12 protein-coding genes are annotated in these 13,199 nt (G+C 57.6%); 9 read left to right on the top strand and 3 right to left on the bottom strand.

The window, feature by feature from the left end; translation table 11 throughout:
• Window positions 1–13 precede the first annotated feature (13 nt).
• Window positions 14–1,228: an MFS transporter gene (locus CWM53_RS04700; RefSeq protein ID WP_100730509.1), complete on the bottom strand. Its 1,215-nt coding sequence runs from the start codon at window positions 1,226–1,228 to the stop codon at window positions 14–16.
• Window positions 1,229–1,244: 16 nt separating this feature from the next.
• On the opposite strand from CWM53_RS04700, the gene CWM53_RS04695 reads away from it, so the two are divergent.
• Window positions 1,245–2,273: a LysR family transcriptional regulator gene (locus CWM53_RS04695; protein WP_165785016.1), complete on the top strand. Its 1,029-nt coding sequence runs from the start codon at window positions 1,245–1,247 to the stop codon at window positions 2,271–2,273.
• A gap of 38 nt (window positions 2,274–2,311) precedes the next feature.
• Here CWM53_RS04695 and rne read toward each other — a convergent pair whose 3' ends face one another.
• Window positions 2,312–5,581, bottom strand: a complete 3,270-nt coding sequence (gene rne, locus CWM53_RS04690; protein ID WP_100730510.1) for a ribonuclease E — start codon at window positions 5,579–5,581, stop codon at window positions 2,312–2,314.
• A gap of 699 nt (window positions 5,582–6,280) precedes the next feature.
• Between rne and rluC the strand changes: the two genes are divergently transcribed.
• Window positions 6,281–7,234 carry a 23S rRNA pseudouridine(955/2504/2580) synthase RluC gene (gene rluC / locus CWM53_RS04680; protein WP_074386607.1) on the top strand — a complete coding sequence of 318 codons (954 nt, stop codon included), beginning with the start codon at window positions 6,281–6,283 and terminating at the stop codon, window positions 7,232–7,234.
• A gap of 36 nt (window positions 7,235–7,270) precedes the next feature.
• On the opposite strand, the gene CWM53_RS04675 is transcribed toward rluC, so the two are convergent.
• The gene (locus CWM53_RS04675; RefSeq protein WP_074386334.1) at window positions 7,271–7,855 is read right to left on the bottom strand and encodes a Maf family protein; all 585 of its coding nucleotides are present in this window, start codon (window positions 7,853–7,855) and stop codon (window positions 7,271–7,273) included.
• Between the two features lie 141 nt (window positions 7,856–7,996).
• On the opposite strand from CWM53_RS04675, the gene yceD reads away from it, so the two are divergent.
• The 7 genes from yceD to acpP all read left to right on the top strand — a co-directional run bounded on the left by yceD (window position 7,997) and on the right by acpP (window position 13,156).
• Window positions 7,997–8,518 carry a 23S rRNA accumulation protein YceD gene (yceD, locus tag CWM53_RS04670; protein WP_008805983.1) on the top strand — a complete coding sequence of 174 codons (522 nt, stop codon included), beginning with the start codon at window positions 7,997–7,999 and terminating at the stop codon, window positions 8,516–8,518.
• A gap of 16 nt (window positions 8,519–8,534) precedes the next feature.
• On the top strand, window positions 8,535–8,708 hold the full coding sequence (rpmF, locus tag CWM53_RS04665; protein WP_000290724.1) for a 50S ribosomal protein L32: 174 nt from the start codon (window positions 8,535–8,537) through the stop codon (window positions 8,706–8,708).
• Window positions 8,709–8,911: 203 nt separating this feature from the next.
• Window positions 8,912–10,009, top strand: coding sequence for a phosphate acyltransferase PlsX (gene plsX / locus CWM53_RS04660; protein WP_206052723.1), 1,098 nt, complete (start codon window positions 8,912–8,914; stop codon window positions 10,007–10,009).
• A gap of 54 nt (window positions 10,010–10,063) precedes the next feature.
• Window positions 10,064–11,017, top strand: coding sequence for a beta-ketoacyl-ACP synthase III (locus CWM53_RS04655; protein WP_002899288.1), 954 nt, complete (start codon window positions 10,064–10,066; stop codon window positions 11,015–11,017).
• Between the two features lie 15 nt (window positions 11,018–11,032).
• Entirely contained in the window at window positions 11,033–11,962 is a 930-nt protein-coding gene (gene fabD / locus CWM53_RS04650) for an ACP S-malonyltransferase (protein WP_061155079.1), read from the top strand.
• 12 nt (window positions 11,963–11,974) lie between these two features.
• Entirely contained in the window at window positions 11,975–12,709 is a 735-nt protein-coding gene (gene fabG / locus CWM53_RS04645; RefSeq protein WP_002899294.1) for a 3-oxoacyl-ACP reductase FabG, read from the top strand.
• A gap of 210 nt (window positions 12,710–12,919) precedes the next feature.
• Window positions 12,920–13,156: an acyl carrier protein gene (gene acpP / locus CWM53_RS04640; RefSeq protein WP_000103754.1), complete on the top strand. Its 237-nt coding sequence runs from the start codon at window positions 12,920–12,922 to the stop codon at window positions 13,154–13,156.
• Window positions 13,157–13,199 lie beyond the last annotated feature (43 nt).

The following is a 13,199-nucleotide window of genomic DNA, read 5'->3' as shown; positions in this document are numbered from 1 at the left end:
GAAGCGGGTTTTTTTATGATGTGCGGCGTTCGACTGCGATGATGCGCGCATTCTCCAGCAGGCGGATCGCCAGGGCGATTGCCCCGCTGACGACGGCCAGCGTGACCACTCCGTTCCAGCCGGCCAGCACGTACAGCTTGCTGCCCAGCACTGACCCCAGCGACATCCCAATAAAAACGACGGTGAACAGCAGGGCGTTAAGGCGGCCACGGGCCTGCGGCTCCAGGCTGTAAACCAGGTTCTGATGCGCCACCAGACTTGACTGCAGGCCGAGATCGAAGCCAATAGCCGAGAGAGCAATCAGCGCCAGCTGGCCGTGCAGAGGGAGCAGCGGCAGCATAAACATCAGGGCGAAGGAGAGGGTGACCAGCGCTGCGCCCATCTGAGTCACTTTGCCGGCGCCAAACTTATCGGCCAGTCCGCCCGCCAGTGGTGCCGCCAGCGCCCCGGCGGCACCGGCGATACCAAAGCCACCCGCTACTGCGCTCCCCATGTGATAGTGTTCTGAGAGCATCACCGCCAGCGTCGACCAGAAAGCGCTGAAGGCGACAGAGAGCGCCCCCTGAGCCAGCGCGGCGCGGCGTAACGCCGGATAGCGCTGCCACAGATGGGCCATTGAGGCCATCAGCTGCGGATAGCTCAGCGTCGAGTGAATGGCGAAGCGTGGCAGGACCCGCCACATCACCAGGCCAATCAGCGCAACGCTGACTGCAGCCGCCTGATACATCACCCGCCAGCCGAATACGGCGCCCACTACACCGCTGACTGTCCTGGAGAGCAGGATCCCCAGCAGCAGTCCGGTCATCACCGTGCCCACCATTTTTCCCTGCTTACCTGCCGGGGCGAGGATCGCCGCCGCAGGAACGATATCCTGCGCCATGGTGGCCGCCATGCCGATCAGCAGACTGGCCACCAGCAGTGAGGTGAGCTGGCCGGTAAGGCTGCACAGGAACAGCAGGATCGCCAGCATTGCGCTCTTCAGCAGGATCAGCCGGCGGCGATCGTGACGGTCGCCGAGCGGGAGCAGGAACAGAATGCCGAGCGCGTAGCCAGCCTGCGTCAGGGTAGGGACCAGCCCCATTCCTTCTACCGACAGGTGGAGATTAGCGCCCATCAGCGGCAGCAGCGGCTGCGCATAATAGATAGAGGCAACGCTAAAGCCGGCGCCGAGCGCGAGAATGAAGATAATCCAACCTGCGTCGCGGGTGGAAAGGGAAGTCGGTGTCATGATCAGTACCTCATAGATGCGATGGCGCTATTTTTCCCTGAATGCAGCTGGCGCGGTAGCCGGGCTGGTGGTAAAACGGTTATACGTAGCACGTATAGGCAAAAGAAAAATGAAAAGACAGGAGCGTATAGACCGCATTGAGCTGATGCGCACCTATATTCGTATTATAGAGGCCGGCTCACTCTCCGCCGCCGCGGGGCAGATGGATACCACCCAGGCGACCGTCAGCCGCCGCCTGCAGTCCCTTGAAGGACTGCTGGGGGTGAAGTTGATCCTGCGCACGACCCATGCGATGAAGCTCACTGACGATGGCGAACGCTGTTATCGCCATGCCCGTCAGGTCGTGGACGCCTGGCTGGCGCTGGAGGATGACCTGCGTATTGCCGACGATCAGCCCGTGGGGGTGCTGCGGGTACGGGCGCCCCATGCTTTTGGTCAGCAACAGCTGTTGGCGCCGCTGGTCGCATTTCTGCAGCGTTATCCGCAACTGTCGGTCGAGTGGATGCTGAATGATAATACCGTCGACTTTCTCAGCGATAATATCGACTGCGCCATCCGCGTTGGCGCGGAGGTGGATCCAGCCACGGTATCCGTGCTGCTGGCGGAAGTGCCGCGCTGTGTGGTGGCCTCCCCTGAACTCCTGGCGAAGTACCCGCCGTTAACCTCGCTGGAGGCGCTATCCGGCCTGCCGTGGATCGCCATTAATACCTTTTATCAGCATGAGGTACGGCTCCGGCATCTGGAAAGTGGGCAAATCGTCTCGACGGCCATCACCCCCTGCCTGAGCACTGACAGCCTGTACGTCGCGCGAAATACCGCGCTGGCGGGGCTGGGGGTGGCGATGGTGTCCAGCTGGACGGTCGTGGAGGATATTGCCGCCGGACGGCTGATTGAGCTGTTCCCGCAGTGGCGTCCCGCCTCGCTGCCGGTTCATCTGGTTTATCCCTGGGCGCGCTATTATCCGACACGCTTGCGTAAGTTCCTTGACCTGATGCGGGAGATCATGCCGGATCTGGCCGGGATGCAGCGTCCGCAAAGCGCATAAAAAAACCGGCCAGAGGCCGGTTTTTTTATTAAGCACGCTTACTCGACGGGCTGTGGGCGGGTCGGTTCTGCGGTGGCTTTATGGGTCGCACTATGACCACCGGCGGCGCCTTTACCTTCAAAAGCGAACGGCGGGCGCACCCAGGTGCTGTGGCGCGGCGCTTCCGGGACATAGTCCGGAGCAGGCGCACGGGTCATCGGCGCGGTAGCATGGCGATCGCCAGCCACAACCAAAGGTTGACTTACCGGCGTTTCAGCTTTGACCGGTTCGACAGGGGCCGTAGGGGCGGCTTCGGTCACCGGTGCTTCCACCTCGGTTTCTGCAGCCGGCGCAATGGTTTCTACTGGCGCTTCAACGACAGACGCCGTTTCCACCACTTCAGGTTCAACCGTGACCGGCTCGGCGTCGATCGTCACTGACGCAATGGCCTGAGGCGCTTCGACAGCTGGCGCTTCGGCCGGGACTGGCTCGACAGCTGCTGGCTCGACAACTTCCGGAGTATCAACGATCACCGGCTCGGCGGCGACGACGGGTTCGACGACCACCGGCTCAGCGGTAACCGGCTCCATGGTAGCTGGTTCGACGGTAACCGGCGCGGCAGTGACGGGTTCAACCACGGCAACCGGCGCCGCTACAGCTTCGACGGCTTCAATGGCGCTGGTGTCCTGAACCGGAACCTGAACCTCTTCCGGCAGTTGGTCCTGCGGACGAACGACCGGGTAGCGGATCCAGACTTTACCGGAAGCCATCTCCGGCGAGGCGCAGGCGACGGTCAGCGGCATTGGCGACTGGGTCGGATAGCGTTCATCACGATAGCGACGACGACGCTGCCCACTGACGCGCAGATGACGCGGGGAACGACGTGAGCGGCGCGGCATGCCGTTAGCTTCACGGGATTCGCCGTTTTCGTCGTGGTCCACCACGCTTTCCACTACCGCTGGCAGTTCGGCGTTCACCGGCTCGCTGCGCGGGGCGGCGACTTCAGCCACAACGGCCTCAGGCGCGATCTCGGCAGTTTGCTCAGCGACGGTAGACTCAAAGCGCACTTTCTGGGAAAGCTGACGCGGTTTACGACGCGGCAGAGTTTGCACACGCTCTTCCTGCTCAGTCTCCTGCACTTCCGGCTCTTCACGCGTTTGCGCTTTGGTTTCCTGCTGCGCCTGACGTTTGTCGTCATTGCGGCGGCGGGAGCGTTCACGGCGCGGCTGCTGCTCGTCACGGGATTTGGTCTTGTCCGCATCATCGCCGACGGTCTGACGAACGTCACGCGCTTCTGCGTTTTGCGGCTGCTTCTCGCGACGGTTGCGACGGTTTTCTTCACGCGATTCACGCGGCTCGCGGCCCTCGGCATTGTCCGCACGGGCGTCGCGATTGTCACGGTTATCGCGGTTGTCACGATTGTCGCGGTTATCACGGCGATCGTTGCGGTCGTTGCGGTCGTTGCGGTCGTTGCGGTCGCGGCGGTTGTTGCTCCGCGGTTTACGGCGCTCCTGCTGACGCTCCGGTTTTTCTTCCGCTTTCTTCTCGACCGGAACGTCAACCGGCTTGGCTTCTTCTTCGGTGCCAGAGAAGATATTTTTCAGTGCGCTGAAGAAGCGCGAGAGCAGTCCTGGCTGCGCCGGTGCAGCGGCCACGGCCGGTGTCGCTGCGACGACGACAGGGGCGGCAACAGGCTCTTCCAGCATCGGTGCTGGCGGTGCGTCAGGCATCACAAAGGTGGCCAGCGCAGGCTGTTCCGGACGTTTACGTTCTGCCGGCTCTTCGTCACCAGGCAGCGCCATCTCTTCTTCATGCAGCTTCGGCAGCAGATAGCTCAGCGTTGAGGTCTCTTCACCTTTGCGCACGCGCAGGACGGAGTAGTGCGGCGTTTGCATTTCGTCGTTTGGCACGATAATGACGCGGACATCACCCTGACGGGATTCGATAGCGCTCACTGCGGCACGTTTCTCGTTCAGCAGATAAGAGGCGATCGGTACCGGAACGATAGCGTGGACTTCTTTGGTGTTCTCTTTCAGCGCTTCTTCTTCAATCAGACGCAGAATAGAGAGCGACAGCGATTCGTTATCACGCACGGTACCGGTGCCGGAGCAGCGCGGGCAGACGTGATGGCTGGACTCGCCCAGCGACGGGCTCAGGCGCTGGCGAGACATCTCCAGCAGGCCGAAGCGCGAAATATGGCTGATCTGAATGCGCGCGCGGTCCTGACGGACGGCTTCACGCAGACGGTTTTCCACTGCGCGCTGGTGGCGAACCGGGGTCATATCGATGAAGTCGATAACGATCAAGCCGCCAAGGTCGCGCAGACGGAGCTGGCGGGCAATCTCGTCAGCCGCTTCGAGGTTGGTATTGAAGGCCGTCTCTTCGATATCGCCGCCGCGGGTGGCGCGGGCGGAGTTGATATCGATCGCGGTCAGCGCTTCGGTGCTATCGATAACGATTGACCCGCCGGAAGGCAGGCGCACTTCACGCTGGAAGGCGGACTCAATTTGCGATTCGATCTGGTAATGGCTGAACAGCGGGATTTCACCGGTGTACAGTTTGATTTTGCTGCTGAAATCCGGGCGACCCAGCGCGGCGATATGCTGGCGCGCCAGCTCGAGCACTTTCGGGTTATCGATCAGGATTTCGCCGATGTCCTGGCGCAGATAGTCGCGGAAGGCGCGGACAATCACGTTGCTTTCCTGGTGGATCAGGAACGGCGCCGGACGGCTTTCCGCGGCTTTCTGAATCGCTTCCCAGTGTTTCAGACGGAAGCTCAGGTCCCACTGCAGGGCTTCGGCAGATTTGCCGACGCCAGCGGTGCGAACGATAAGGCCCATGCCATCCGGAAGCTCCAGGCTCGCCAGCGCTTCTTTCAGTTCGGTACGATCGTCACCCTCGATACGGCGGGAAATTCCCCCCGCGCGCGGGTTGTTCGGCATCAGGACCAGATAGCTGCCTGCCAGGCTGATAAAGGTGGTGAGCGCAGCGCCTTTGTTGCCGCGTTCCTCTTTATCAATCTGCACGATAACTTCCTGACCTTCACGCAGCACGTCTTTGATATTAGGACGACCGTGCGCATTGTAGTTAGCGGGGAAGTATTCGCGGGCGATTTCTTTGAGGGGGAGGAAACCATGACGCTCAGCGCCGTAATCGACAAACGCGGCTTCAAGGCTAGGTTCAATGCGGGTGATTTTGCCTTTGTAGATGTTCGCTTTTTTCTGTTCGTGCCCGGGGCTTTCGATATCCAGGTCGTACAGGCGCTGCCCATCAACAAGGGCGACGCGCAACTCTTCCTGCTGAGTTGCGTTGATTAACATTCTTTTCATCGTAACTTACTCATTATTCTTACATTGACGACTAAGCTGCGGGCAGAGTAATGCCTTTCCGGGGGAAAACCGATGGCCTCGTGTCTGGTTCACGTCGCCAACCTCACGGTTGTCGCGCGCTTAAGAGGCGCAGAGTGTCGGTCGCCTGTGTTTCAAACGGAAACACAGCGCAATTATTCAGGGGAACAGCCTGGGATGTATCACCAGAGAATATTCCATTTATACTCGTCGTCTTTCGCGTTGCAGGCATGGTGGCTTAACCTGCTCACCTCGATCAAAGGATCCAGATGAGCTCCCGGGAGTCCCGGAGTTGACGCCTTCCTGCGACTTGAAATCCATAGAGCCTGTACCGGTAAGGACTGCAACCCGCAGCCCGCTAACTGTCTGAAAGATCACAACGTCTTACGCCATTGCTGCGTGGGCGATCGGTCAGACAAAATTGGTCATTCCGCTAATGTCTTGTTCTAACAAGATGCAATACGGAAAACGGTCTCATTATTCCATTGCTAACCTTGTTATAGCAAGTTGACTTTCACCTTTTATCACCCGGTTACTCACAGTTTTATCACCTGCCCATACAGATTGTTCTAATAACAAACAAAATGGCGGACAGGTAAACCGTGAAAACAGGATAATGATAAATATAAGCATATAAAAATGAGTGGCGCTAATGCGTCCGGCTATTTAGAATCGCGCACCATGAAAACTGAGACCCCAACCGTAAAAATGATTGCCATCGCTGCTGATGAAGCGGGGCAACGTATCGACAACTTTTTGCGTACCCAATTGAAAGGCGTACCGAAGAGCATGATTTATCGCATCCTGCGTAAAGGCGAGGTGCGGGTAAACAAAAAGCGTGTGAAGCCGGAGTATAAGCTGGAAGCGGGCGATGAAGTCCGTATCCCGCCGGTGCGCGTGGCAGAGCGTGAAGAAGAGGCGGTATCGCCACATCTGCAGAAAGTAGCGGCGCTCTCTGAAGTGATCCTCTATGAAGACGACCATATTCTGGTGCTCAACAAACCTTCCGGTACTGCGGTACATGGCGGCAGCGGCCTGAGCTTTGGCGTGATTGAAGGGCTGCGCGCCCTGCGCCCGGAGGCTCGTTTCCTTGAGCTGGTGCATCGTCTCGACCGCGATACCTCCGGCGTGCTGCTGGTGGCAAAAAAACGCTCAGCGCTGCGTTCGCTGCACGAGCAACTGCGCGATAAAGGCATGCAGAAAGATTACCTGGCGCTGGTGCGCGGTCAGTGGCAGTCGCATACCAAAGTGGTGCAGGCCCCGCTGTTGAAGAACATTCTGCAGAGCGGAGAGCGTATCGTTCGCGTGAGTCAGGAAGGCAAACCGTCGGAGACGCGCTTTAAAGTGGAAGAGCGTTACGAATTCGCCACGCTGGTGCGCTGCAGCCCGGTCACCGGGCGCACGCATCAGATCCGCGTTCATACCCAGTATGCCGGCCATCCTATCGCTTTTGACGATCGCTATGGCGACCGCGAGTTCGACAAGCAGCTGTCCGCTACCGGCTTAAACCGTCTGTTCCTGCACGCGGCGGCGCTGAAGTTTACCCACCCGGGCAGCGGGGAGGTGATGCGCGTTGAAGCGCCGCTGGATAACCAGCTGAAGCACTGTTTACAGGTGCTACGTAAAAGCAAATAAGCATAACGGCGGAATCAGTTCCGCCGTTTTTTTCCTTTAGTCTAACAGCGGATTGTTATTCTCTCGGCGCAGCATCTGACACAGCGCAATTAAGGGTAAACCGACCAGGGTATTCGGGTCGCGGCCTTCCAGCCTTTCAAATAGCGTAATTCCTAACCCCTCACTCTTGAAACTCCCGGCGCATTGCAGCGGGTTCTCTTTGCGGACGTAGCCTTCAATCTCTTTATCGCTGAGATGGCGAAAGTGAACGTCAAAGGGCTCGCATTCGGTTTGCAGATGGCCGCTGGCGGAGTTGTATAGCGCCAGACCGGTATAAAAGGTGACGATGGTCCCGCTGGCCTTTCTCAACTGCTGGCGGGCTTTTTCCTCGGTGTGCGGTTTGCCGGTGATCTCACCATCTAATACGCAAACCTGATCGGAGCCTATAATAAGGTGGTGCGGGTAGCGGGTGGCCAGGCTTTGCGCTTTGGCTTGTGCCAGCCGGGTGACAAGCTGACGCGCGGATTCTTCCGGCAGCGGCGTTTCGTCAACGTCAGGCGCGGCACATTCAAACGGTAAGCCCAGTTTTTCCAGCAGCATGCGCCGCCAGGGAGAGGTTGACGCGAGGATAAGTTCAGACATATTTTTTCATCCACATATAGCGCTTCGCAGAGCATCATCTTAAACTATGCGCCGCAATGTGTGCGAATAAATGGCAAAAGGCAACCTGAGGCTGCCTTTTTCTTTGACTCTATGACATTACAAAGTTAATATGCGCGCCCTATGCAAAAGGTAAAATTACCCCTGACTCTTGATCCGGTCCGCACGGCTCAAAAACGCCTTGATTACGAAGGCATCTATGCCCGCGATCAGGTTGAACGTGTAGCCGATTCTGTAGTCAGCGTGGACAGCGATGTGGAATGCAGCATGTCGTTCGCTATCGATAACCAGCGTCTCGCCGTCATCACTGGCGATGCAAAGGTGACGGTAACCCTCGAATGCCAGCGTTGCGGGAAACCGTTCCCTCATCACGTCCACACCACGTATTGTTTTAGCCCCGTCAGAAATGACGAACAGGCCGAAGCACTACCGGAAGCGTATGAGCCGATTGAGGTTAACGAATTCGGTGAAATCGACCTGCAGGCAATGGTCGAGGATGAAATTATCCTCTCCCTGCCCGTAGTTCCGGTGCATGATTCTGAACACTGTGAAGTGTCCGACGCGGACATGGTCTTTGGCGAATTGCCTGAAGAGGCACAAAAACCAAATCCATTTGCCGTATTAGCCAGCTTAAAGCGTAAGTAATTGAGGAGTAAGGTCCATGGCCGTACAACAGAATAAACCAACCCGTTCCAAACGTGGCATGCGTCGTTCCCATGACGCGCTGACCGCAGTCACCAGCCTGTCTGTAGACAAAACTTCTGGTGAGAAACACCTGCGTCACCACATCACTGCCGACGGTTTCTACCGCGGTCGCAAGGTTATCGCTAAGTAATCACGCGATACTCGCAGGATTTCCCGTTGCAGGCCATGGCGGGCGTGTGCGTCCCTGGAAACTCGGTTAACCCGGTCACCAGGGGCATCAATGCCCGAATTGTTGCGTCTGCAGCGTGAATATTCGCGAGTGCCAGCGTGATGAAGCTTAGTGAGGACTCCCCGGGCAACTGGGGAATCACCGAACCGGGCAGCGACGATACCTTGACACGTCTAACCCTGGCGTTAGATGTCATGGGGGGCGATTTTGGCCCATCCGTGACGGTGCCTGCAGCACTGCAGGCACTGAACTCTAATTCGCAACTCACACTTCTTTTAGTCGGCGACCCCGACGCCATCACGCCATTACTCGCCAAAGCTGACTTTGAACAACGTTCGCGTCTGCAGGTTATTCCTGCGCAGTCAGTTATTGCCAGTGATGCGCGACCCGCACAGGCTATCCGCAGCAGTCGCGGAAGCTCAATGCGCGTGGCGCTGGAGCTTGTGAAAGAAGGGCGGGCGGAAGCCTGCGTCAGCGCCGGCAACACCGGCGCGCTGATGGGGCTGGCGAAACTGCTGCTCAAACCGATCGAAGGTATTGAGCGGCCGGCGCTGGTGACGGTTCTGCCGCACCAGCAGAAGGGCAAAACCGTGGTGCTGGATCTCGGCGCCAACGTCGATTGCGACAGCACGATGCTGGTGCAGTTCGCCGTCATGGGCGCGGTGCTGGCGGAGGAAGTGGTTGGCATTACCAACCCGCGCGTCGCCTTGCTGAATATCGGCGAAGAAGAGATGAAAGGCCTCAGCAGCATTCGCGATGCTGCCGCAGTGCTGAAAACGCTGCCTTCCCTCAACTACATCGGCTATCTTGAAGCCAATGAATTGTTGACCGGAAAAACCGATGTGCTGGTTTGTGATGGATTCACGGGCAACGTCACATTAAAAACCATGGAAGGTGTTGTCAGAATGTTCCTTTCGCTGCTGAAATCTCAGGGAGAGGGCAAAAAACGGTCGTGGTGGCTGCTGTTATTAAAACGTTGGTTACAAAAAAGCCTGGCGAGGCGATTCAGTCACCTCAACCCCGACCAGTATAATGGCGCCTGTCTGTTAGGATTGCGCGGTTCCGTGATCAAGAGTCATGGTGCTGCCAATCAACGCGCCTTTAGCGTCGCGATAGAGCAGGCAGTGCAGGCGGTGCAGCGGCAAATTCCTCAACGGATCGCCGCGCGCCTGGAATCTTTATACCCAGCTGGTTTCGCGCTGCCGGAAAGCGACAGTGACGTGAACTCCCGACAGCAAAGCGGGACGAATGGCCACGATTGACGCCGCGGCAGGTTGAAAGAGGCGGGTATATTACCCAAGAGTGACTGAGCGTACATGTATACGAAGATTATTGGTACCGGCAGCTATCTGCCCGAGCAAGTGCGTACAAACGCCGACCTGGAAAAAATGGTAGAGACCTCTGACGAGTGGATTGTCACCCGCACAGGTATCCGTGAGCGTCGTATTGCCGCAGCGCATGAAACAGTTGCTACGATGGGCTTTGAAGCCGCAAAGCAGGCGCTGGCGATGGCGGGCGTGTCCGCGGAGCAAATTGGTCTGATTATCGTTGCGACCACCTCCGGCACGCATGCGTTTCCGAGTTCGGCATGCCAGATTCAGTCTATGCTGGGCGTCAAGGGCTGTCCGGCGTTTGACGTCGCCGCCGCCTGCGCCGGTTTCACCTATGCGCTGAGCGTCGCCGATCAGTACGTGAAAAACGGCGCGGTGGATTATGCGCTGGTGGTGGGGGCCGATGTGCTGGCGCGCACCTGTGACCCGGCCGATCGCGGAACGATTATTATTTTCGGCGACGGCGCCGGCGCCGTGGTGCTGGGCGCGTCTGAAGAGCCAGGCATTATCTCGACGCACCTGCATGCCGACGGGAGCTATGGTGAACTGCTGACCCTGCCGAACGCCGATCGCGTCGATCCGGAAAACCCGATCTATCTGACGATGGCCGGCAATGAAGTCTTTAAAGTAGCGGTCACCGAACTGGCGCATATCGTTGACGAGACGCTGGCAGCCAACAATCTTGAGCGCTCGGCGCTGGACTGGCTGGTGCCGCATCAGGCTAACCTGCGTATCATCAGCGCGACGGCGAAGAAACTGGGCATGTCGATGGATAACGTCGTCGTGACGCTTGACCGCCATGGCAACACCTCCGCGGCGTCAGTTCCTTGTGCGCTGGATGAGGCTGTCCGCGATGGCCGCATTCAACGCGGTCAGCTGATTTTGCTGGAAGCCTTTGGTGGCGGTTTCACCTGGGGTTCCGCGCTGGTTCGTTTTTAGTATAAGGATTTAAACATGACGCAATTTGCTTTTGTGTTCCCGGGACAGGGTTCTCAGGCCGTAGGTATGCTGGCCGATATGGCTGCCACCTGGCCGGTGATTGAAGAGACCTTCGGTGAAGCTTCCGCAGCGTTGGGTTACGATCTGTGGGCGCTGGCTCAACAGGGCCCGGCAGAAGAACTGAATAAAACCTGGCAGACTCAGCCGGCGCTGCTGACCGCCTCCGTGGCGCTGTACCGCGTCTGGCAGCAGCAGGGCGGCAAAGCGCCGACGCTGCTGGCGGGTCACAGCCTCGGCGAATACTCCGCGCTGGTCTGTGCCGGCGTTATTGATTTCGCGGATGCCGTTCGTCTGGTTGAACTGCGCGGGAAATTCATGCAGGAAGCCGTACCGGCGGGTACTGGCGCGATGTCTGCGATTATCGGTCTCGATGACGCTTCTATCGCCAAAGCGTGTGAAGAGTCCGCCGAAGGGCAGGTGGTTTCGCCGGTGAACTACAATTCGCCGGGCCAGGTGGTTATCGCCGGGCACAAAGAGGCCGTTGAACGTGCGGGCGCTGCATGTAAAGCTGCAGGCGCCAAACGTGCGCTGCCGCTGCCGGTGAGCGTGCCGTCCCACTGTGCGCTGATGAAGCCAGCTGCAGAAAAACTGGCGCTGGAGCTGCAGAAAATCACCTTCAACGCGCCGACGATTCCGGTGGTGAATAACGTCGACGTGAAATGCGAAACCACGCCAGACGCCATTCGCGACGCGCTGGTGCGCCAGCTGTACAGCCCGGTTCAGTGGACCAAAACCGTTGAGTTTATGGCTGCTCAGGGCGTAACGCATCTGTATGAGGTTGGCCCGGGTAAAGTCCTCACCGGTCTGACCAAACGTATTGTTGACACCCTGACCGCTTCCGCGCTTAACGAGCCGGCGGCGATGTCTGCGGCGCTTGAGCAATAAAAGAGGAAAACCATGAGTTTTGAAGGAAAAATCGCGCTGGTTACCGGTGCAAGCCGCGGTATTGGCCGTGCAATCGCTGAAACGCTCGTCGCTCGTGGCGCGAAAGTTATCGGTACTGCGACCAGCGAAAGCGGCGCGCAGGCCATCAGCGACTACTTAGGTGCCAACGGTAAAGGTCTGATGTTGAATGTGACCGACCCAGCATCTATTGAATCTGTTCTGGAAAATGTGCGCGCAGAGTTTGGCGAAGTGGATATCCTGGTGAATAATGCCGGGATCACTCGCGACAACCTGTTAATGCGCATGAAAGATGATGAGTGGAACGATATTATCGAAACCAACCTGTCATCGGTTTTCCGTCTGTCAAAAGCGGTAATGCGCGCTATGATGAAAAAGCGTCATGGACGTATTATCACTATCGGTTCTGTGGTTGGTACCATGGGAAATGCGGGTCAGGCCAACTACGCTGCGGCGAAAGCGGGTCTGATTGGCTTCAGTAAATCACTGGCGCGTGAAGTTGCGTCACGCGGTATTACTGTAAACGTTGTTGCTCCGGGCTTTATTGAAACGGACATGACGCGTGCGCTGACCGATGAGCAGCGTGCGGGTACGCTGGCGGCAGTTCCTGCGGGGCGCCTTGGCACCCCAAATGAAATCGCCAGTGCGGTTGCATTTTTAGCCTCTGACGAAGCAAGTTACATCACTGGTGAAACGCTGCACGTTAACGGCGGAATGTACATGGTCTGACCGAGATTTGTGCAAAACGTTCAGGAACCGCGCACTTCGCACGGTTCCCTGTGCGGTTTTGTGCGAAAAGATTTGCGTTCTTAGGGCAAACGGCCTCAAAATAGCGCAAAATCGTGGTAAGACCTGCCGGGATTTAGTTGCAAATTTTTCAACATTTTATACACTACGAAAACCATCGCGAAAGCGAGTTTTGATAGGAAATTTAAGAGTATGAGCACTATCGAAGAACGCGTTAAGAAAATTATCGGCGAGCAGCTGGGCGTTAAGCAGGAAGAAGTTACCAATAATGCTTCCTTCGTTGAAGACCTGGGCGCTGATTCTCTTGACACCGTTGAGCTGGTAATGGCTCTGGAAGAAGAGTTTGATACTGAGATTCCGGACGAAGAAGCTGAGAAAATCACCACCGTTCAGGCTGCCATTGATTACATCAACGGCCACCAGGCGTAAGTGAACATCTCCAGGCGGTCATTCGACCGCCTGAGTTTTATCT

Source organism: Klebsiella sp. A-Nf5 (genome assembly GCF_002810545.1).
Taxonomy (GTDB): domain Bacteria; phylum Pseudomonadota; class Gammaproteobacteria; order Enterobacterales; family Enterobacteriaceae; genus Klebsiella; species Klebsiella variicola.
Note: the sequence above shows the minus strand (reverse complement) of the source record. Positions and strands in the feature narration are given on the sequence as shown.

Excerpts from the sequence above, each read along its gene's own strand:
- yceD (WP_008805983.1), top strand. The coding sequence starts at position 7,997 with ATGCAAAAGGTAAAATTACCCCTGACTCTTGATCCGGTCCGCACGGCT.
- fabG (WP_002899294.1), top strand. The coding sequence starts at position 11,975 with ATGAGTTTTGAAGGAAAAATCGCGCTGGTTACCGGTGCAAGCCGCGGT.
- CWM53_RS04675 (WP_074386334.1), bottom strand. The coding sequence starts at position 7,855 with ATGTCTGAACTTATCCTCGCGTCAACCTCTCCCTGGCGGCGCATGCTG.
- rne (WP_100730510.1), bottom strand. The coding sequence starts at position 5,581 with ATGAAAAGAATGTTAATCAACGCAACTCAGCAGGAAGAGTTGCGCGTC.
- CWM53_RS04655 (WP_002899288.1), top strand. The coding sequence starts at position 10,064 with ATGTATACGAAGATTATTGGTACCGGCAGCTATCTGCCCGAGCAAGTG.
- fabD (WP_061155079.1), top strand. The coding sequence starts at position 11,033 with ATGACGCAATTTGCTTTTGTGTTCCCGGGACAGGGTTCTCAGGCCGTA.
- CWM53_RS04700 (WP_100730509.1), bottom strand. The coding sequence starts at position 1,228 with ATGACACCGACTTCCCTTTCCACCCGCGACGCAGGTTGGATTATCTTC.
- acpP (WP_000103754.1), top strand. The coding sequence starts at position 12,920 with ATGAGCACTATCGAAGAACGCGTTAAGAAAATTATCGGCGAGCAGCTG.
- CWM53_RS04695 (WP_165785016.1), top strand. The coding sequence starts at position 1,245 with ATGCGATGGCGCTATTTTTCCCTGAATGCAGCTGGCGCGGTAGCCGGG.
- rpmF (WP_000290724.1), top strand. The coding sequence starts at position 8,535 with ATGGCCGTACAACAGAATAAACCAACCCGTTCCAAACGTGGCATGCGT.
- rluC (WP_074386607.1), top strand. The coding sequence starts at position 6,281 with ATGAAAACTGAGACCCCAACCGTAAAAATGATTGCCATCGCTGCTGAT.